Genomic DNA, 20,728 nt, shown 5'->3' with positions numbered 1-20,728 from the left:
CTTGGAATATATAATTTCTAAGAATATTTTCTTAAATAACCATTTGTAAAAATTAGTTATTCAACAACCTATTAATAAATAAAAGGAGGATAAAAATGCACTTTAATGATGTTCCATTATTAACAGTCCATATGTTTGTTGATAAAAAAATTTCATTAGATGAACTTGAAAAAATGTTGAAAGAAATTATTGAAAGTGGAATAAAAGTTGAATTATACAAAGTAGAAAATACAACCTTAAAAATAAACCCTAAAGCCCCACGTGTATATGTTTCAATAGGAGGCGATGCAGACCAGTTTACAACACTATATGCATTACCATATCATGAAAGAAAACGCTGGCTGCATTATGATTCAATAAAGGATATTCAACCATCTCATTTATTCTATTGCTGGCTAAAATGTACAGATCTCCTTCCAGAAAATAAAAAAATACCAATTACTAAGTTTTCTTCTGATGTTCCATTAGTATCAATTTTTACAGCCGCATATAAATCTAAGGATAAAATTAAACGCGTATATAACTCACTTCTGAATCAAACCTATTCAAATTGGGAATGGATAATTGTAGACGATTCTGGTGATAATGATACCACTTACAATCAGGACTTACTAATTCTGGATGATCCGCGTGTAAGAAGATATAGGCAAGATCACCGCAATGGTTATATAGGTGCCACAAAACGCTATGCTGCTGGTATATGCACTGGTGAGATCTTATTAGAAGTAGATCATGATGATGAATTGACACATGATTGCTTAGAAAAAATTGTAGCTGCATTTAAACGTCATCCTGATTGTGGATTTGTATATGGAGATTGCACTGAACCATATGTCGGAAGCAATATTTCAAATTGGTATGGATGGGATTGTGGATATGGATATGGTGTATATTATCGAGTCTGGGTTCATGAAATGCACAGATGGCAAAATGTATTAAGAAATACAGTAATAAATGGAACAACCATACTTCATTTAGCTGGATTACCAAATCATCCTCGGGCATGGACCAAAGAGTGCTATCACATGCTTGGAGGGCATAGAGAAGAACTATTAGTTGCAGATGATTACGATATATTAGTTCGAACATTTCTTTGCACAAAATATATATGTATTCCTGATTTGCTATATATACAATATAGAAATGAAAATGGAGATAATTCAACTTTTACCAGAAACAAACAGATTCAAATTTTAATAGGAGAACTGTATAAATATTATAGTGAGAGAATTCACAAAAGAGTTGAAGAGCTTGGATTACAGGAATTTATATCATATAATCGTGTATGGGAGAGGGAAGAAGGAGACTTAGCTTTAAAATCAGCGAATATAATTGATGAAAATTCTAATAAACTTTCAATAATCTTTCCAATTCCATACTCATCTCCTGTAAATGTAAATAAAAAATTGATAGATACACTAAAAAAAGGATTAGAAACTAACTTTAAAGATATTGAGGTATTTGTTGTCGGGCGTATTCCTGAGGAAATTGAGCTTTTTGCTTCTAAGGCACCTATGGGATCAATTCGTTGGTGGCCTATGGAACCAACGGATTCACTGGAAACATGTATTAAGTACGCAAAATTTTGCTCCTCATGCAACGAGAAATTGGTTGTAATTCCAGAATAATGAAATTATCTGCAAAATTAGCAGAGCTACTTACTACTTAGTACATTGTTTTTTGTCCCTAAATTAAACAATTAAGAATAGAGTGTTGATAATAAAATCAACACTCTATTTTTAATTAATTAGGACTTTGATATTTATGGTAAAGTTAATATAATAGTAGCTGCAACTCCGTTAATTAAATCAGCAGTGTTACCAACTCTAGAAATTCTAACACTTAATAAATCGCATTGATTTACAGATAAATTAGCAGGGACAGATGCACAACAATTTGTAGGATTTGGTCCTGTTACTGTTGCTATGATTCCTGTTGCTGTAGAATTAACACCACAATTTGTGCTTCTATATATCTCTGCACTTACAGATTGATTTAAATCCAAAGGCTCATTCCTAATACTAAAAATTAGCCCAGTAATTGTAGCGTTTTGAGGTACAACTACACTGCTTGCTTGGAAATCAATCGAGTCTATACCTATTCCAAAGAAATAATTATTAGGAATTGATTGTTGTGAACTAAGATAAATATTAATTACTCTCGAGCCTTGAGGTCCTTGAGCACCTTGGAATCCTTGAGGTCCTTGAGTTCCTTGTAATCCTTGAGGCCCTTGAGGTCCTTGAAGTCCTTGAGTTCCTTGAGTTCCTTGAGCACCTTGGAATCCTTGAGGTCCCTGAGTTCCTTGTAATCCTTGTCCACCTTGTGGTCCTTGAGCGCCTTGAGTACCTTGAGGTCCTTGAGCACCTTGAGATCCTTGAGCACCCTGAGCTCCTTGTGGTCCTTGGAATCCTTGAGCACCTTGAGATCCCTGTGGTCCTTGAGCACCTTGGAATCCTTGAGGTCCCTGAGTTCCTTGTAATCCTTGTCCACCTTGTGGTCCTTGAGCACCTTGAGCACCCTGAGCTCCTTGTGCGCCTTGGAATCCTCGTGGCCCTTGGGTTCCTTGCAATCCCTGTCCACCTTGTGGTCCTTGAGCACCTTGAGTACCTTGAAGTCCTTGAGCACCTTGAAGTCCTTGAGCACCTTGTGATCCTTGAGCACCTTGAGCACCCTGAGCTCCTTGTGGTCCTTGGAATCCTTGAGCACCTTGAGATCCCTGTGGTCCTTGTGCGCCTTGGAATCCTCGTGGTCCTTGAGTTCCTTGTAATCCCTGAGTACCTTGTGGTCCTTGAGTCCCTTGAGCGCCTTGTGGCCCTTGAGGTCCTTGAGCTCCTTGGAATCCTCGTGGTCCTTGAGTTCCTTGTAATCCTTGAGCTCCCTGAGCACCTTGAACTCCTTGTGCGCCTTGAGTACCTTGAGGTCCTTGAGCGCCCTGAGCACCTTGAGCACCTTGAGATCCTTGAACTCCTTGTGCACCTTGAGCTCCTTGAGCACCTTGTGCGCCCTGAGCACCTTGTGCGCCTTGAGTACCTTGAGGTCCTTGTGCACCTTGAGCTCCTTGAGCACCTTGTGGTCCTTGGAATCCTTGAGCACCTTGAGCACCTTGAGATCCTTGAACTCCTTGTGCACCTTGTGGTCCTTGAGCACCTTGAGCACCTTGTGGTCCTTGGAATCCTTGAGCTCCTTGAACTCCTTGTGCACCTTGAGCTCCTTGAGCACCTTGTGCGCCCTGAGCACCTTGAACTCCTTGTGCGCCCTGAGCACCTTGTGCGCCTTGTGCGCCTTGAGTACCTTGTGCGCCTTGTGCGCCTTGAGTACCTTGTGCACCTTGAGCACCTTGTGGTCCTTGGAATCCTTGAGCACCTTGAGGTCCTTGAACTCCTTGTGCGCCTTGAGTACCTTGAGGTCCTTGAACTCCTTGTGCGCCCTGAGCACCTTGTGCGCCTTGAGTACCTTGAGCACCTTGAGCTCCTTGAGCACCTTGTGCTCCCTGTGCACCTTGAGCACCTTGAGCACCTTGAGCACCTTGTGGTCCTTGGAATCCTTGAGCACCTTGAGGTCCTTGAACTCCTTGTGCGCCCTGAGCACCTTGTGCGCCTTGAGCACCTTGAGCTCCCTGAGCTCCCTGAGCTCCTTGAGCACCTTGTGCGCCTTGAGGTCCTTGAGCGCCCTGAGCACCTTGAACTCCTTGAGCACCTTGTGCGCCTTGAGTACCTTGAGGTCCTTGAGCTCCTTGAGCTCCTTGAGCTCCTTGTGCACCTTGAGCTCCTTGAGGTCCTTGAGCACCTTGTGGTCCTTGTGGCCCTTGAGGTCCTCTCTTACAGTTATCAAAATCTATTAATCCCATTAAGCATTCTAAGTCATATCTATCGTCATTTTTTTTATCAATAGAAGAATATTTTCTTTTGTTATCTATATTCTCATCAAAAAAATCATCGTATCCCACAATTTTTTTAACCCCCTTTATAAACAAACATAGCATTGTATGCCATGCTATTACATAGTATGATTTGTATTATATTTTGTTACAAATGGGGGATATTGCATTAATGACAACTTAAATTTTATGATTTTAGAAAGTAACTATATAATATACTTTTTCATAACATAATTAATAAACGAATTTATTCTGAAGTTAGACAATTAATCAGAATATTATGGGGGATTAAAATGAAAGGAATTATTTTAGCAGGCGGTTCTGGGACTCGTCTCTATCCAGTGACAAAATCGATATCTAAACAAATGGTGCCAATATATGACAAACCAATGATTTATTATCCAATGTCAGTATTAATGCTTTCGGGAATTAAAGACATTTTAATTATATCAACTCCAAGAGATATAAAAAATTTTAGAGAATTATTTAATGATGGAAAAGAATTAGGATTAAATATTGATTATGCTATTCAAGAAAAACCCAATGGCCTTGCAGAGGCATTCATTATCGGTGAAAAGTTTATTGGTAATGATAATGTAGCAATGATACTTGGAGATAATATTTTCTATGGACAAAGCTTTTCAGAACATTTAATGAAAGCGGCTAATCTAGATAGTGGAGCATATATATTTGGTTACTATGTTCAAAATCCAAAGGCCTTTGGAGTGGTTGAATTTGATGCTAACGGCAAAGTCATTTCATTAGAAGAAAAACCAGAAAATCCAAAATCAAAATATGCTGTACCAGGTCTCTATTTTTATGATAATACAGTAGTCAAAAAGGCTAAAGAGTTAGAACCTTCTGCCAGAGGAGAACTAGAAATAACAGATCTAAATAAAGCCTATATGAATGAAGGAAAATTGAAAGTTGATCTACTAGGAAGAGGAATGGCTTGGCTAGACACAGGAACACATTCATCTATGCTTCAAGCATCTAATTTCGTTGATGCAATTCAGAATACCCAAGGAATATATATAGCGTGTCTTGAAGAAATTGCTTATAGAAAAGGCTGGATAACATCAGAAAAAGTTATAGAACTTGCTAAATCATTAATGAAGACAGGATATGGAAAATATTTAATGGATATGGTAGAGGAAGGCGAAGTTCATGAATATAATAACAAGTGTATTACAAATTTAGAGGTGTGAATATGGGAAATTTCAGTTTTTACGAAAGCAAAATAAAAGGCCTTTATATAATAGAGCCTAAAGTTTTTGGGGACAATAGAGGTTACTTTATGGAAAATTACAATAAAAAACAATTTGAAGCAGCTGGCTTTAATATGAATTTTGTTCAAGATAATGAATCTAAGTCAGTTAAAGGGGTTCTAAGAGGGCTTCATTTTCAAAGAGAGCATAGTCAAGGTAAGCTTATAAGAGTAACAAAAGGTGAAGTTTTTGATGTGGCCGTTGATTTAAGAAATGGCTCCAAAACTTATGGTAACTGGGAAGGAATCGTTTTAAGTGAAGAAAACAAGAAACAGTTCTATGTTCCAGAAGGTTTTGCCCATGGTTTTTTAGTAATTTCCAATGAAGCTATATTAAATTATAAATGTACAGATTATTATGCAAAAGAGTATGAATGCGGAATTATGTGGAACGATCCGGATATAAATGTTAATTGGCCTTTAGAAAATATAGAAAATGTGATTTTATCTGAAAAGGATAAAGCTAATTCAATGTTAAGTGAGTTAGACTTGAGTAAATATCCAGATTATAATATATGATTTAAATAGGTATAATTTAAACTTATATATATTGCCAAAATAATTCTTCAGGATAATTCTAAAAATATTGCAAGAATTTTAGACGTAATTGTGAAATGTGTATTATGCATTGCGATATATATATGTAATTTAAGAATAATACTCATTTTTGAACTTACCGAAATTATAAATATTTTTATTCTGAAAAAATATTTATAATTTCTAGTGAAGATATTAACTCAAAGCCACTGCATAGCCCTAAGTTATATATCTTTTATCTATATCAGATGATTAAATAGTTATTTTTATATGAGTAATGTTATTAATTAAATGAAAAAAATTTTTTTTAAATGTCACCACTTTTATGTTCACACATATGATGTACTATAAATACTAAATAAATTTACATTTATCATAATCTTTCAAGAGGAGGAAAATTTATGTCCATTAACTTCAAAAAATTCTCACCACGTCCTGGTATTGTAAATAAGCAAGGACGTTTACCAGATCCTTCTGAGTTAGTTTGCGTTGAAATACCTAAAATCTTTGATCAATGCTTAATAAAAAGATGTCTTGTATACTGCGAAGGTCCTGATACAAATACTACAGATTGCGAATTAAGAAGCGATCCACTAATAGATCCAAAGAGATATATTGGAAGTAGAGACTTCAATGTAAAATTAATATCGGTAGATAAGATTCCACTTAAAGGAAAACCTGGCTTTAAGAAAATAGTCATTTCTTACATTATTTCTTTTTATGCAGATTATATTGACTGCAATGGTGTGAACAAAAGTGAATTATATGAAATTAATAGAACGGATGTAATTGGTAAGTTCTATTGTCCTGATTCTGTAGCACAAATTTCTGCAAGTTATGTACCAGTTATAGATGCACAAGATTTAGATTCTAATATAATAAAACTTGAAATGGTTGCTCAAGCTTTAAATGGTGAAATAGTTGAAGATGAAAATTGTGACAGTGTTTTAGATATAACTTTAGGTTACTACATTGTTGTAAAATGTGAACTTATTGTACAACTTCTCATTCCTGCTTATGATTATTGTCCAGTACCAAAAGAACCATGTAAAGAAGAACCAGAGGAAGACCCATGTGAAAAATTTGTACGAGCTCCAATTCCTAAGTTCTATCCTGATCAAAACTTAGAGCCATTGTTCCCAGATTGTGATGATAATGCTGACGAGAACAATTAGCAAATATTTCTTTTAAATGATAATCTTCTAAAAGTTTCTTTTAGCTCTATTAAACCTTGTTCTATAACAAATATTAGAAAATAGACCTTTTAAGTTCTTTTAAAGAAAATTAAATTGTGATTTTCAGAATCATTTGTAAGAGCTTTGTCTACAAGGATGATTGTTATTATTTCGAAATTAGAAATTTTACTTTTAGATGTTTCTTCTATTTTGTATAGAACTATGCATTATTACATTATACAAATGATTACTTAATATAAAGTAAACTCTAAAATTTCAATCATCCTTTTTATTATTGAGTCTAATTTCATTACAATTTATTGTGTTAAATATTAGTAGAGTCTATTAGAACAATTGAATTGGTATAACACTTATATTTAATAAGGAGCTTTATATGATTTATTTAGATAATGCGGCTACGTCATTTCCAAAACCATCAGAAGTTTATAATGAAGTACTAAAATGTATGAAAAGCTATGCTGCTAATCCTGGAAGAAGTTCATATGACATGGCTATAAAAGCGGCTTCGAAAATTATGGAAACAAGAGAAGAAATATGTAAGTTATTTAATATTCCTAGTCCATTTAATTTGATTTTCACAAGCAATGCAACAGAAGCTTTAAATATAGGAATTAAAGGAGTTTTAGAAAAAGGAGATCATGTTATAAGCACAGTGATCGAACATAATTCCGTTTTAAGGCCACTGCACTCTCTAAGTGAAAATGGGGTTGAAGTAACATTAGTAAGTGCTGATAAAGCTGGTTATGTTAATATTAGGGATATTAAAGAGGTGATAAATAAAAATACAAAAATGGTCATTATTAATCATGTATCCAATGTACTTGGGAGTGTTCAAGATATCAAAAACATAGGAAACCTTTTAAAGTCAAAAGGAATTATATTTATGCTAGACGCATCTCAAAGTGTTGGAGCCATTCCAATTGATGTAGAAGAAAATAATATTGATTTATTGGCTTTTTCAGGACATAAGGGATTGTTGGGACCTCAAGGAACAGGCGGCCTATTTATAAGAGAAGGAATAAAATTAAAAAATTTTAAAGAAGGTGGAACAGGAAGCAATTCTCATTTCATGATTCAACCAGACTTCATGCCAGATCAGTTTGAAAGTGGAACATTAAATACACCTGGTATTGCTGGTCTTGGAGAAGGTATTAAATTCATTAATCGAATTGGAATAGATAACATACAAAAATGTGAAAAGGAATTAATATCATACTTATTGGAAGAACTGAAAAAACTTTCTTATATAAAGATCTATGGAAGTGATTCTGTAAAGAGAAGAGGATCAGTAATTTCATTCAATATAGATGGAATTGATGCTTCTATTGTTGGTGACCAATTGAATGAAGAGGGAATTGCTGTACGAACAGGTTACCATTGCGCACCATTAATACATGAACTTATTGGTACAGAATATGCCGGCACAGTAAGAGTTAGTCCTGGATATTTTAATACATTTGATGATATAGAAAAACTATTAGTGGCAATAATGAGAATTTATAAAACAGGATAACATCAGACTAAAGAAGCGGTACATATATAATTATATATGTAATAAAGATATTAGGATGTGAAAGTTATGAATTCTTATAATAATTCAAACTCTCCTTACCAAATAGATAATCCTGGTGAGTGCGAAAGACATACCATGCTTGAATATATACTCAAGTTACAAAATAGATTAGATGATCTAGAGAATATAATTGATTTAATGAGCCCTCCAGAAGAGATAACAAATATTTGTCCAATAGGAATAGCTAAAGATACAAAGGTAGCAGTAATTGGTGCTGGAGAAGCTGGTTTAGCTGCTGCCTTTGAACTTAGAAAGACAGGATGCAACATTACTTTATTTGAAGCAAGTCAGAGGATAGGAGGAAGAGTATACACCCATTATTTTGATAGAAATAAAAAATATTATGGTGAATTAGGGCCAATGAGTATACCTATATCTCATGAAACTACTTGGCATTATATAAATCTCTTTAAACTTCATACAAGTCCCTTTGTAAATAATAATGATAATGCTTTGTTATATGTTAGAAATGAACGAGCAGTAAATGATGCTAAAGGAAAAAGTGTAGAAAATAATATATATTCTAAATTTAATCTGAGTGAAGCAGAGAAAAAACAAATATGGTTTGAATTTTATGGAAAGATATATGAAAAATATTTGAAATCGCTCCCTACAGAAGTAAGAAGGGAATTAATTCAAGTAAAAGCAGAATACTCAGATAGTATAATAGACATAGATAAATTAAGTTATAGAAATGCGTGTAAGAATATGGATGTCAGTCAGGATTTTATAACAATGCTTGGCTGCTTGGGAGGTAAAGAACAATTTTTTAATTTAAGTCTTACTGAGATGCTTCAGCAATATTATACAGCTGATTTTGAATATAATTATCGTATTACTGAAGGAATGATAAATTTACCTCATTCTTTATATGAAGCGCTTTGTGATAGGAACGAAGAAGGTTATAATGGCATTAGTAAAGAACAATTAGGGAAAATTGAAATAAAAATGGGGTTCCCTATTTGTGGAATATATAATGATTCTACAAAAGATAAAATTATACTTAAATATACAGATAATAGAGATAATAGAAAAACATCTGAAGAATTTGATTATGTAATATGTGCAATACCATTTTCTAGCTTAAGAAGAATTGAAATAGAACCTCTTTTTACAACAAAAAAAATACAAGCTATAAATGAAATGAACAATGAGACATCACATAAGATATATCTATTTCTTAAGGAAAGATTTTGGGAAATGGGAAATGCATCAAAAAAGATAATAGGAGGATGCTCGTTTACTGATCTTCCATTAACTTCAATTTACTATCCTTCTGATCACTCTAAAGCTGTAGTTAATAAATATGGTAAATGGGTATTAAAACCTGGAGTAACTCCAAATGAAGCAGGCGTATTATTAGCTAGTTATACTTGGTGTCAGGAAGCAATGAGACTTGGAAATGAAAGTCCAGAACTATTAATTGATGATGTAATAAGGTATATAGAAAAAGTTCATGGCCTTACTCCTCATTACCTTGATGACAAAGTAATTGATTACAAATCATTGATTTGGTCAGATGTACAGTATATATGGACGGCAGGAGCATTATCAAAGCCTGAAGACAAAACACTGTTTTCTTATGATGTAACGGTTCCTGAAATGGAAAATCGAGTATTTTTTGCAGGGGAGCATATATCACAAAAGCATGTAAGTCAACAAGGTGCCCTTCAAACTGGTATGATTGCTGCAAATGAAATCGCAAAACAAATAAAAGGTAAATTAAATAAAGAAAATAATTAAGTATTTATATAAAAGGATCTACAAAATAAAAATGTAGGTCCTTTTGAGCATTTGCTAGTATATTACTAAAGAAAAAAAATTTATTCTCGTGATATTTACCACTTGTTTAAAGTATCTATTATATAATTAATTTCATTTTTATTCATTCCATACCACAAAGGCAAGCTTAATTCAGTATTTGATATATCTTCTGCCACTTTAAAATCGCCTGGTTTATATCCTAAATCTTTATAGGCCTTTTGAAGATGAATAGGTACTGGATAATGAATTAAAGTGCCAATTCCATTGGCTTTCAAATAACTTTGTAGATCATCTCTAAATTCTGTTCTTATAGGAAATACATGCCATATGGATTCTTGAACAGAGTCTACATATGGAAGAATTATTTTATTATTATTAATTCCCTCTAAATAAAGTTTAGCAGTTTTTTGCCTATCAAAATTCCATTTATCAAGATACTTAAGCTTTATGCTCAAAAATCCAGCTTGTATTTCATCTAGCCTGGAATTAACTCCTTTATATTCGTTATAATATTTAATTGTTGATCCATAATTTCTTATAGCTTGGACCTTCTTAGCCAAAATATCATCATTTGTTAAGATAGCTCCACCATCACCTAATGCGCCTAAATTTTTTCCGGGATAGAAACTAAAACCAGCTGCATCACCAAGATTGCCGGCCTTCTTTCCACCATATATAGCACCATGAGCCTGAGCAGCATCTTCAATTAGCTTTAAGTTGTATTTCTTGCATAATAATTTTATTTTATCTGTTTCTGCAGGTCTACCATATAAGTGAACTGCAATAACTGCTTTCGTTCTTGAAGTAATAGCAGTTTCAATTTTATTTACATCGATATTAAAGGTTTTAATATCAGGTTCTACCAGAACCACTTTAGCACCAACATAAGAAACAGCAAGTGAAGTTGCAATGTAAGTGTTAGAAGGTACAATAATTTCATCACCTTCTCCAATATCATATCCTCGTAAAATTATTGAAAGTGCATCTAATCCATTTCCACAACTTATACAATGGGCGACATTGCAGTATTTAGCAAATTCTCTTTCAAAAGCAGTTACACTATCTCCTAAAATAAAGATATTTTTATCATATATTTTTTCGAAAGCAGATAAAATTTCATTTCTTATTTCAGCATGCATTCGTTCAAGTTTTAAAAAAGGTATTTTCATAAAATCACTTCCTAATATCTAGTTGCAGCTTCATTCATATAAAAATCAATATTTCGTATATAATCATTTTCATTATAATAATCCGATGCAAGTACTAAGAGAATCGCATCCTCACTAAAATCATACATTTCTCTCCAAACGTAAGGACCAATATATAATCCATCAGATGAGTCGTTTAATATAACTTCTGATTCTTCCTTAGGATTTTTTAATTTTATTTTTACAGAGCCGTTTATACATATGAGCACCTGATGAAGTCTTCTATGAGCATGAAAACCTCTTGATACACCCTGTGGGACATTAGTAATATAATAAATTCGTTTTATGTCAAAAGGAACATCAAATACCTCCTCAATAGGCGTTAGATTTCCATAGTTGCTATTTATACTTAAAAATTTAAACATGGAACAATTATACATTTATTCATCTCCATATCATAAAAAAATTAGCTCATCTATATATTCTATGCTGATAGCAAGAAAGTGTACTTAAAGCTTACATGGAATAAATTTAAAAGCAAATTTTAGAATATAAACTTGTTTTTTTATTTGATTTTATATTAATAGCATTTTTAATAAAAGATTATTGGATGGTCTATAATGGTGATAAAAAACATAAATTAGAAAGTATGATATATATGTTGCAATTCACAATCACGACTAAAATTCTTGAAATACATTTAATATTATGATGAAGAATCATTTTTGCAATATATGATAAATATTTAAGGAGAGGTATAATGTGGACTTAAAATCAGATATATTTGAGGATTTGAGTTATGAAAAATTTAAGGAATTAGCCCAAAATGATAAATTAAATGATATTGAAAAAGTTGGTTTTCCAATTGAATATAGACAGAATAAGGAAAAAATTATATTTGATGACATAATAACTAAGCTTGGAATGGAAGATGAAAAAAATAAAACAATTTTAGATATTGGATGTGGTTGTAGTAACTTAACTTTAATGCTAATTGAATACTGCAAGACAAATAAGCATAAGTTAATACTCATTGATTCAGAAGAAATGCTGAATCATCTGCCGGAATATGATTTTGTATTAAAAGTAAAAGGATATTATCCTAAATCATGTGAAAAATTTATACAAAATTATATAGGAAAAATTGATTGTATTATAACTTACAGCGTAATTCAATATGCATTTACTGAACAAAGTATATTCAATTTTATTGATACCTCACTTACTCTTTTAAAAGAATTAGGAGTAATGCTTATTGGAGATATCCCTAATATATCAAAAAGAAAAAGATTTTTTTCTTCAAATCAAGGTATAAAGTATCATCAAAATTTCACAGGTACTAAAGAGCAACCTATAGTAAAATTCAACAATATTGAGGCAAAAAATATGGATGACTCGGTTGTAATGTCAATTATTCAAAGGTGTAGGCTAGCAGGATTTGACAGTTATATACTTCCTCAGGATAAAAAGCTTCCAATGGCAAACAGGAGAGAAGATATATTAATTATAAGACCTTAATTTAGGAGGATAAATAAATGGATAAAAATAAAAAATTAATAATTATTGGTGATAGCGCATTTGCGCAAATAGCATATGAATATTTTACTTATGATTCTGATTATGAGGTTGTAGCCTTTTCTGTTGAAAAAGATTATTTAAAAGATGAAGAAATGCTTGGATTACCAGTTATTCCTCTTGAAGACATAGAAAAATTGTATAATCCAGAGAATCATTATGTTTTTGTTGCAACAGTCTATAAGAAATTAAATAGATTAAGGACAAGATTAATGAAGGAATGCAAAGATAAAGGATATAAATTAGCTTCATATATTAGTTCACATGCTTTTGTATGGAAAAATGTAAAGATAGGAGAACACTGCTTTATATTTGAAAACAACGTGGTGCAGCCATTTGTTGAATTGGGTAATAATACTGTTTTATGGAGTGGAAATCATATTGGCCATCATTCAAGGTTTGGAGATAATTGCTTTGTAGCATCTCATGCAGTTGTATCCGGATTTTGTAATATAGGCGATAATTGTTTTATAGGGGTTAATGCAACGATAATAAATAATATTAAAATAGGAAGTGACTGTATTGTTGGAGCAGGTGTTTTAGTTTTAAAAGACATTGAGAGTGGCAAAATTGTAAAAGGTAAAGCATCTGATGTGGAATTTTTATCTGAAAGAACAAAGAATTCTTTAAAGGAATGATTTTATGAAATGGAATAAGCAAGGGTTAATATTTTCACCTAAAGGTGAATTTGAGTGGATGCAGAGCTATGCACTCATCCCAACTGCAGATATTATAAGTAATGACACTATAAGAATTTATTTTGCCACACTGGATAGAGAAATGTATGGTAGAATCGGCTATATTGATGTGGACATGTTAAACTTAAAAAATATAAAAAATATAAGTGAGAAGCCAGTCTTAGATATAGGAGATATTGGGACCTTTGACGATTCTGGGGTTAATCCATCCTGCATCTTAACAGTGGATAACAAAAAATATTTATATTATTATGGGTGGCAAAGATGTGAAAGAGTACCTTATATGCTTTTTGCAGGTTTAGCTATAAGCGAGGATGGGGAGAATTTTACTAAAATCTCCAAGGTGCCTGTTCTTGATAGAACGAAAGAAGAACCGTATTTGCGTTCTGCAACAAGCATAATAGTAGAAGATAATATTTTTAAATGCTGGTATGTTTCTGCTATAAACTGGATTCTAGTAAATGATAAAAGTTATCCTAAATATGTTATAAAATATGCCTATTCATATGATGGAATTGAATGGATTAGTGAAAATCATACATGTATAAGCTTTAAGAATGAATATGAATATGGTTTTGGAAGACCATGGGTTGTAAAGGAAAATGATATGTATAAAATGTGGTATTCAATAAGAAGCACCAATGAACCATATAAAATTGGATTTGCAACATCAAAAAATGGACTTGATTGGACAAGACTAGATGAAGAAGCAGGAATTGAAAAATCGGAAAGTGGCTGGGATTCAGAAATGATTTGTTATCCTAATATAGTAAAATTCAATAGTAAAACTTACATGTTTTATAATGGAAATAGGCATGGTAAGACAGGCTTTGGCTATGCAATTTTGGAGGAGTAATTATTTAATGTATTTAGAAGTGTATAGTGAAGATAAAAAAAGCATTTGGAATGAATTTGTAAGGAAAAGTAAAAACGCTACATTTCTTATTATGAGAGAATATATGGATTATCATAAAGATAGATTTACTGATATGTCTCTTATGTTTTACGACAATAAGAAAAATTTGATAGGGATACTTCCAACAAATATAGAAGGTAATGAGCTTATGAGTCATGGCGGGTTAACCTATGGTGGCTTTATATTAGATAAGAAAATGAAAACAACTACTATGTTAGAAATGTTCAATTTACTAATTAATTTTTGTAAAGGGAAAAATATTAAAACAATCTTATATAAGCCTATTCCTTATATTTATCATGAAATTCCTTCACAGGAGGATTTATATGCATTATTTATAAATAATGCTAAACTCTATATTAGAAATATTTCATCTTCAATAAAATTAAATACAAAGAATGATTATGAAACCAGAAGGAAAAGACAGATAAATAAGGCCTTAAAAAATAATATAATTGTCTTAGAAACTAATGACTATGATAAATATTGGGTGATTTTAGAGCAGAATCTCATGGAAAAGCATGAATCAAGACCTGTTCATACAGTAAATGAAATTAAAAGTCTTGCTAGTATCTTTCCTAATAATATAAAGTTGTTTTGTTCTTACAAAGATAATACTTTATTAGGCGGAGTAGTAGTTTATGAAAATAAGGAAAATGTTCATGTTCAATATATATCGGCATCAGAAGAGGGTAAAGCAATAGGTGCTTTAGATATTATTTTTGATAAGTTGATTAATGAAATTTATAATGACAAAGAATATTTTGATTTTGGTATATCAAATGAAAACAAGGGAAGATATCTAAATGAAGGATTAATAAATCAAAAGGAAGGTTTCGGTGCATCAGCTGTGGCATATGATCAATATATACTTTATTTATAAGATAAAATTACCTATCAATATAAATAATTTAAACAATTATTGGACTTAAGCTTATATCAAAACATTGAAGTTAGGCACATGAAAATAAATAACGAGTCCCAAATAGCCTTGCAAGTGGACTTGTTATTTATTTGATAGTATCTTATATTAAACTTCGATTGATATAAGCTTAAGTTTAGTAAATGATGCAATTACTCTAATAATATATTTATAAATTTAGTGTAACAACGTATATATTCATCTTTAAGTTTCATTACTTCTTCATCATTTTCAGCTTCATTATTATATTGTTCAATAAATCTAATGAGGTCTCCATTATATTCTTTATACCATGCTAAAAGACTTTGTAGAAGCTCTCTTTTATCTTTAAGAAAAAATCCATCTTCATATGAAGAAATAATCAGCTTAAAAAAATCAAGTGAAGCCCAGAAAGCTAAAGTGGTATCTTGAATGCTCTGAGAATTATGAATTCTAAAATTACTTAAAGGTTCAGAAATATACATCATATTTCCTTTTTGCAATAATTTAAGCCACAAGGATATATCACCTAAACAGTATATTTGGTATTTATCATAGTCGATTAAATTATGGTTTTCACAGTCAAATTCCAAGGCTTTTCTTTTAAACATAGCAGTAGTCAGTTCACCAATATAGTTAATCATTGATAAAAGAAGTTTTTTCCCAGCTTCTTCTCCGGTTAAGAGAGTATCATAAGAATATTGACAGACAGTTCTAAAATTATCGTTATAATAATTACCATTCTCATCAATCATTTTTCTATAACTTGTTACTAGAGAGAGGGTATCATCATAAAGAAAATAATCAATCATTTTAGCTATTTTATTAAAGTCCCAAAGATCATCGTGTAATAAATAGTTTATATATTCACCTGATGACTCTCTAAAACACTTATTAACGTTAAGCTTACCTCTATGACCAAGTGGACCGCCATTATTAAAATACTTAATTTTATTGTTTTTTAACATATATTGTTCAATCAAAGCTTGTACATCATTGGTAGTACTATCATCACATATAATAATTTCAGTATTTCGGTATGTTTGGTTTAGTGCGGAGTCAAGTGCAGACTTTAGATATTTAGTCTGATTGTAAGCAGGAATTAATATGCTGACTAAAGGAAATATGTCTTTAGAGTAAGTATCCAAGAACTTATTGCGATATTCTTCAAAGCCGTTTGTTGTATTTACAATTCCGCAATTATGAATGCACCACGGAAATTTTTGATTAGGAACTACTACCTTAAAGCCCTTTTTTATAAATTCAATGCTCTGTGAGGCATCATAAAAATGCCATCCATCAAAAATATCTTCTATCCAGAGAAGATCATATTGTGTTATCATCATAAATCCATCTATTCCTTTTACTTCGGAATATAAATCATTAATTTCATTAAAAATTAATAAGTCCATGGTTCCACTATGACTGTCGTAGACTTTTCCTACTTTTTTTGAATCCTCCCACCATATTCCTGATACTGGAATGATTTTTGCTCCAACCATACCAATAAGCCCTATATTTGAATCTTTTTTAAATATATTTAATATTTCATTTATAAAATTGCTATTTTGTATATAAACATCTTGATGAAGATAAACCTTATATTTAGAGTCACTTTTTTGAATTGCTTCATTATATGCAGAAGCTATACTTTTGGCATTTCTTATGGCTATTATTTCAATTTCAATACCACTAGGTACTGGAAGTTTATTAACATACGATAGACTTCTTTCATATGAAGCTTCATCATCTACGCACGTAATAAATGCGATTTTATTTTCATTTATATTTATTACCATTTGATACTGCACCTTCCCTAACAGCTTAGTTACTTAAAACTACTTTTATCATATTAATATAATAAAAGAGTTTATCTAGTTAGTTTTTAAGAGAGTGTTTAGAAAATTTCTTAAATATTCTTCATTTAATATAAAAGTACCTTGATAATATGGCATATTGGAGTGCCCTGAAAGACCTCCATCTAGAAAATAGTATTTTAATTCAGATATACCAGCTATAGTTGAGTACCATGGTGATTGGATGTTCTTTGGCTGTATAAATATTATATTTGCATTTTTATTTGCAAATATTACATTTGTAAGTCCAGCACCAGATGCACCAGCTATGAATTCTGCTTCAGAAAAAGTCTGCAATTGATCATGAAAAGACATATCTTGAGGAAATATAATTTCGAAACCAAAGGATTTAAAAATATTTTCTACTTCAATTTGATTTTCTAACCTTGGTATGGGAGATTTTCTTCTTGAAATATATAATTTTCTATGAAGATTATTATTTTGCATTGATAAATTTTTATTTAGAGGTTTAATAGCCAGATCATCAATGATAATATCTTCATATTTTACTAAAAAGCCCGGTTTTAGATTTAAGGGATAAATCGCTAAATCCGAAACGTATATTAGTTTATTTACTTTATAACTATAACCGCTAATTAAAGGGATAATCTCTCTTCCTTGCTTATTTAACATTTCCAATTCTTCTTTTAACTGAGGTATAGTAAGACAAATCGCATCAACTAATATTGGAATGTGGTTATATTCGGAAATTTCATTTACAAGTAATAATTTAGAAGCTACTTCAATTTGAAAGTGGGAATAATTAGAAGAGGCACTGGAAGTAAGCATTATTCCTTCCTTAATAATTTTAGATGATTCAGTATAACCAATAAAAGCTTGACGATTTCTCATGTCAAAAATGTTATTGCCTCTAAAATCAAATTTATTCTCATGATTCTTAAATGCTAAATCATAGATACAAAAATTTTTATCATCAAAAATTATAGGGTTAGCACCAATTAAATTTACATTAGATAATTCAGCTGTATAAATTTCAGGAAATTTACTATCTATAGACGCAATCGCTTCGGTATTATCACTATAATTTGGCAAGTATATTTTCTGAGGATGTGCTTCTTTTATAACAGAATATTTATAATTATGAGAAGTACAATATTCTTTACAAGTAATATTTGTTAAAACTTTTTGGACATGCATTAATCATAAGCCACCTTTCAATTTGGCAATAATAACTTAAATTCATTTGTTTTTTTATTACATCTGTAGCAGCTATTTATAATATTAAATAGGTTCTTTAAAATATTCGGTTTATTTATAATAGACAATTTAAAATTAATATATTTTATGAATTTCATAATGCTATTGTTACTTGAAGTTTAATAAAAAAGTACAGAGTAACATAAAGATACTCTGTACTTTTTTAACCAATTCCTATACTTTTAAAATAGTTTCTATTGTATAGTATGCGTGAATCATTAGGCCTAAATTTGGCAGCAATTTCATTATGCTCATATGCTAAGTTGTGATCTCCAAGTCTATCATAGCAAACACATAGTTGTAAATGAGGTAACCATGTCCAACATGCATCATTGAAAAATCCCCAGCTGTCTTTTGGTTTTTCTAGTTTTGTAGCCTGTTCGTACCAAAAAGCTGACTGCTTATACTTCTTTTCATGTAAAAAAGAAAAGCCTATTTTACAGCAAGCTTCAGCTCTAGGAGTGTCATATTCGAAGCTCCTAAATGCATATCTTCTCCCATCTTCTACCTTATCTATTGATTGATAATAATCACATATTTTTTCACAGACTCTGATATTATCTTCAAACCAGCCTTGCTTTGAATCCAAAAATTTATTATAGTATTGCAATGCTTCATCAAACATTCTATGGTCATATAATTCATTACCGTAGTAGAGAATATCTCTTGGTGTAAATACAACTCCTTCTTTTAATTTATTCTGATAAATTTCTAGATTTCGTTTTGGAGTTTGTTTTAACTTTCTATGAGTTATTGCAATTTCACTATTGATTATATTTCCCCCAACTGCTAGATATTCATGAACGAAGCCAAACCATTGAAAATTATTACTCCTCTTAACTAGGCGATTACGCCTGTAACTTGCAGTGACATTTCCGTATTCATCAAAAGCTGTATTATACTTGGCAGTTACAGAATCAACAGTAGGATCTAAAGTTTCTTTTAAATCTTTGAATTTCTCGCCATCTTCAGGCAATACAACATCATCAGCATCTAACCAAAGAATATAATCTTTGGTAGCTTTACTAAAAGCAAAATTTCTTGCGGCAGAAAAATCATCAATCCATTTAAAATCATAAATTTTATCTGTATATCTTTTAACAATTTTTTTTGTCTTATCATCAGAGCCAGTATCAACAATTATCATTTCATCGACTATATCTTTTACTGATTCCAAGCAGTTTGCAATTACATCTTCTTCATTTTTAACTATCATACAGAGACTAATAGTTATCAAATAACCACCTTCTTTAAAGTTTTACACTATATAATATGGTAGTAAAAATATTTTGATACAGATTGAATTGCTAATAAAGAGTCTAATTTTACTTTTTGGTCAGCAGTAGTAGTTAATCTACCTTGCTTTAATATATGTGAAATAATATATTTCTATATAAAAGGAAAAAAGATTCTGTTTTATTAAAAAACAAACAGAGGAAAGGATGCTCAAGAAGAGCATCCTTATAAAAATTAAAAAATCATTAGAAAGCTATACAGTTTAAATATCTATTAATTGCAGTGGCAGAAGCGACATTAGTAGCTGTTAGAAAAACAAGTCTTACGTCATAGGTCGTTGTTCCTGTTGTCGTTGCTGTGTCAACGTAAGTGTTACTAACAGGGAAACGCTGAGTTCCAGCACTTGAAATTACTCGCTCAACTTCTCTGGACGCAACCAAAGTACCATTACTGTATAGTCTTAATTGGAAGGCTATGGAAGAATTTGCAGTAGTAACTACCTGAATGCCAACTGCAAAATCAACTTTAACATTCTGACCAGTTGTCGTACTTATATTTGTACTTACTACTGAGGTTTCAGTGCCAATAGTAATAGAAGCAGCAAGTGTACCGCCAGCATCGGCGAAGGCTAGTTGCGGTGCGCCAGTAGGTCCAGTTACACCGGTAACTCCAGTAGCTCCGGTTGCGCCAGTAGATCCGGTAGAACCTGTAACTCCGGTAGCTCCGGTTGCACCAGTAGATCCAGTGGAACCTGTAATTCCGGTAGCTCCGGTTGCACCAGTAGATCCAGTGGAACCTGTAATTCCGGTAGCTCCGGTTGCACCAGTAGATCCAGTGGAACCTGTAACTCCAGTAGCTCCGGTTGCGCCAGTAGATCCGGTAGAACCTGTAACTCCAGTAGCTCCGGTTGCGCCAGTAGATCCGGTAGAACCTGTAATTCCGGTAGCTCCGGTTGCACCAGTAGAT

At 32.0% G+C, this 20,728-nt stretch carries 17 protein-coding genes; 10 read left to right on the top strand and 7 right to left on the bottom strand.

Features of this window, described 5'->3' with window-relative positions; all coding sequences use genetic code 11:
• Positions 1-95: 95 nt before the first annotated feature.
• Positions 96-1,628: a glycosyltransferase gene (locus L1S46_RS25360; RefSeq protein WP_238901321.1), complete on the top strand. Its 1,533-nt coding sequence runs from the start codon at positions 96-98 to the stop codon at positions 1,626-1,628.
• Positions 1,629-1,762: 134 nt separating this feature from the next.
• On the opposite strand, the gene L1S46_RS25355 is transcribed toward L1S46_RS25360, so the two are convergent.
• The gene (locus L1S46_RS25355; protein WP_238901320.1) at positions 1,763-3,946 is read right to left on the bottom strand and encodes a collagen-like protein; all 2,184 of its coding nucleotides are present in this window, start codon (positions 3,944-3,946) and stop codon (positions 1,763-1,765) included.
• Between the two features lie 224 nt (positions 3,947-4,170).
• Between L1S46_RS25355 and rfbA the strand changes: the two genes are divergently transcribed.
• From rfbA to L1S46_RS25330, 5 genes are all read left to right on the top strand, one after another.
• Complete coding sequence (rfbA, locus tag L1S46_RS25350) at positions 4,171-5,085, top strand: glucose-1-phosphate thymidylyltransferase RfbA (protein WP_012058813.1); 915 nt, start codon at positions 4,171-4,173, stop codon at positions 5,083-5,085.
• Between the two features lie 2 nt (positions 5,086-5,087).
• Complete coding sequence (gene rfbC / locus L1S46_RS25345) at positions 5,088-5,663, top strand: dTDP-4-dehydrorhamnose 3,5-epimerase (protein ID WP_012058812.1); 576 nt, start codon at positions 5,088-5,090, stop codon at positions 5,661-5,663.
• A 419-nt stretch (positions 5,664-6,082) separates the two neighbouring features.
• Positions 6,083-6,856, top strand: coding sequence for a hypothetical protein (locus tag L1S46_RS25340; RefSeq protein WP_012058811.1), 774 nt, complete (start codon positions 6,083-6,085; stop codon positions 6,854-6,856).
• A 394-nt stretch (positions 6,857-7,250) separates the two neighbouring features.
• Positions 7,251-8,390: an aminotransferase class V-fold PLP-dependent enzyme gene (locus L1S46_RS25335; RefSeq protein ID WP_087701998.1), complete on the top strand. Its 1,140-nt coding sequence runs from the start codon at positions 7,251-7,253 to the stop codon at positions 8,388-8,390.
• Between the two features lie 66 nt (positions 8,391-8,456).
• On the top strand, positions 8,457-10,193 hold the full coding sequence (locus L1S46_RS25330) for an NAD(P)/FAD-dependent oxidoreductase (RefSeq protein WP_238901319.1): 1,737 nt from the start codon (positions 8,457-8,459) through the stop codon (positions 10,191-10,193).
• Positions 10,194-10,288: 95 nt separating this feature from the next.
• Here L1S46_RS25330 and L1S46_RS25325 read toward each other — a convergent pair whose 3' ends face one another.
• Complete coding sequence (locus L1S46_RS25325; RefSeq protein ID WP_238901318.1) at positions 10,289-11,383, bottom strand: DegT/DnrJ/EryC1/StrS family aminotransferase; 1,095 nt, start codon at positions 11,381-11,383, stop codon at positions 10,289-10,291.
• Between the two features lie 11 nt (positions 11,384-11,394).
• Positions 11,395-11,802, bottom strand: coding sequence for an FdtA/QdtA family cupin domain-containing protein (locus tag L1S46_RS25320; protein ID WP_012058807.1), 408 nt, complete (start codon positions 11,800-11,802; stop codon positions 11,395-11,397).
• Positions 11,803-12,124: 322 nt separating this feature from the next.
• Here L1S46_RS25320 and L1S46_RS25315 point away from each other — a divergent pair, with 322 nt between their 5' ends.
• Genes L1S46_RS25315 through L1S46_RS25300 form a run of 4 tightly spaced genes read left to right on the top strand, consistent with a single transcriptional unit; the run spans position 12,125 to position 15,434 of the window.
• Positions 12,125-12,880 (top strand): class I SAM-dependent methyltransferase, encoded by a 756-nt coding sequence (locus L1S46_RS25315; RefSeq protein WP_012058806.1) that lies wholly within the window; start codon positions 12,125-12,127, stop codon positions 12,878-12,880.
• A gap of 17 nt (positions 12,881-12,897) precedes the next feature.
• The gene (locus L1S46_RS25310) at positions 12,898-13,575 is read left to right on the top strand and encodes an acetyltransferase (RefSeq protein ID WP_012058805.1); all 678 of its coding nucleotides are present in this window, start codon (positions 12,898-12,900) and stop codon (positions 13,573-13,575) included.
• Between the two features lie 4 nt (positions 13,576-13,579).
• Positions 13,580-14,491: a hypothetical protein gene (locus L1S46_RS25305; protein WP_238901317.1), complete on the top strand. Its 912-nt coding sequence runs from the start codon at positions 13,580-13,582 to the stop codon at positions 14,489-14,491.
• Between the two features lie 7 nt (positions 14,492-14,498).
• The gene (locus L1S46_RS25300) at positions 14,499-15,434 is read left to right on the top strand and encodes a GNAT family N-acetyltransferase (protein WP_238901316.1); all 936 of its coding nucleotides are present in this window, start codon (positions 14,499-14,501) and stop codon (positions 15,432-15,434) included.
• 191 nt (positions 15,435-15,625) lie between these two features.
• Here L1S46_RS25300 and L1S46_RS25295 read toward each other — a convergent pair whose 3' ends face one another.
• The 4 genes from L1S46_RS25295 to L1S46_RS26455 form a co-directional block, all read right to left on the bottom strand.
• Positions 15,626-17,251 carry a glycosyltransferase gene (locus L1S46_RS25295; RefSeq protein ID WP_238901315.1) on the bottom strand — a complete coding sequence of 542 codons (1,626 nt, stop codon included), beginning with the start codon at positions 17,249-17,251 and terminating at the stop codon, positions 15,626-15,628.
• A gap of 75 nt (positions 17,252-17,326) precedes the next feature.
• A complete protein-coding gene (locus L1S46_RS25290) occupies positions 17,327-18,466 on the bottom strand; it encodes a glycosyltransferase family 61 protein (RefSeq protein ID WP_238901314.1) in 1,140 nt (379 codons plus the stop codon).
• Between the two features lie 223 nt (positions 18,467-18,689).
• On the bottom strand, positions 18,690-19,742 hold the full coding sequence (locus tag L1S46_RS25285; RefSeq protein ID WP_023976830.1) for a glycosyltransferase family 2 protein: 1,053 nt from the start codon (positions 19,740-19,742) through the stop codon (positions 18,690-18,692).
• Between the two features lie 265 nt (positions 19,743-20,007).
• The coding region (locus tag L1S46_RS26455) for a collagen-like protein (RefSeq protein WP_275299051.1) at positions 20,008-20,728 on the bottom strand (721 nt) is incomplete at its 5' end.

This window comes from Clostridium sp. YIM B02500, assembly GCF_022324665.1.
GTDB classification, from domain to species: Bacteria; Bacillota; Clostridia; order Clostridiales; family Clostridiaceae; genus Clostridium; species Clostridium beijerinckii.
The sequence above is the reverse complement of the archived record's forward strand: the minus strand, read 5'-3'. Positions and strand labels throughout refer to the sequence as shown.

Excerpts from the sequence above, each read along its gene's own strand:
- L1S46_RS25360 (WP_238901321.1), top strand. The coding sequence starts at position 96 with ATGCACTTTAATGATGTTCCATTATTAACAGTCCATATGTTTGTTGAT.
- rfbA (WP_012058813.1), top strand. The coding sequence starts at position 4,171 with ATGAAAGGAATTATTTTAGCAGGCGGTTCTGGGACTCGTCTCTATCCA.
- rfbC (WP_012058812.1), top strand. The coding sequence starts at position 5,088 with ATGGGAAATTTCAGTTTTTACGAAAGCAAAATAAAAGGCCTTTATATA.
- L1S46_RS25340 (WP_012058811.1), top strand. The coding sequence starts at position 6,083 with ATGTCCATTAACTTCAAAAAATTCTCACCACGTCCTGGTATTGTAAAT.
- L1S46_RS25335 (WP_087701998.1), top strand. The coding sequence starts at position 7,251 with ATGATTTATTTAGATAATGCGGCTACGTCATTTCCAAAACCATCAGAA.
- L1S46_RS25330 (WP_238901319.1), top strand. The coding sequence starts at position 8,457 with ATGAATTCTTATAATAATTCAAACTCTCCTTACCAAATAGATAATCCT.
- L1S46_RS25325 (WP_238901318.1), bottom strand. The coding sequence starts at position 11,383 with ATGAAAATACCTTTTTTAAAACTTGAACGAATGCATGCTGAAATAAGA.
- L1S46_RS25320 (WP_012058807.1), bottom strand. The coding sequence starts at position 11,802 with ATGTATAATTGTTCCATGTTTAAATTTTTAAGTATAAATAGCAACTAT.
- L1S46_RS25310 (WP_012058805.1), top strand. The coding sequence starts at position 12,898 with ATGGATAAAAATAAAAAATTAATAATTATTGGTGATAGCGCATTTGCG.
- L1S46_RS25305 (WP_238901317.1), top strand. The coding sequence starts at position 13,580 with ATGAAATGGAATAAGCAAGGGTTAATATTTTCACCTAAAGGTGAATTT.
- L1S46_RS25300 (WP_238901316.1), top strand. The coding sequence starts at position 14,499 with ATGTATTTAGAAGTGTATAGTGAAGATAAAAAAAGCATTTGGAATGAA.
- L1S46_RS25295 (WP_238901315.1), bottom strand. The coding sequence starts at position 17,251 with ATGGTAATAAATATAAATGAAAATAAAATCGCATTTATTACGTGCGTA.
- L1S46_RS25290 (WP_238901314.1), bottom strand. The coding sequence starts at position 18,466 with ATGCATGTCCAAAAAGTTTTAACAAATATTACTTGTAAAGAATATTGT.
- L1S46_RS25285 (WP_023976830.1), bottom strand. The coding sequence starts at position 19,742 with ATGATAGTTAAAAATGAAGAAGATGTAATTGCAAACTGCTTGGAATCA.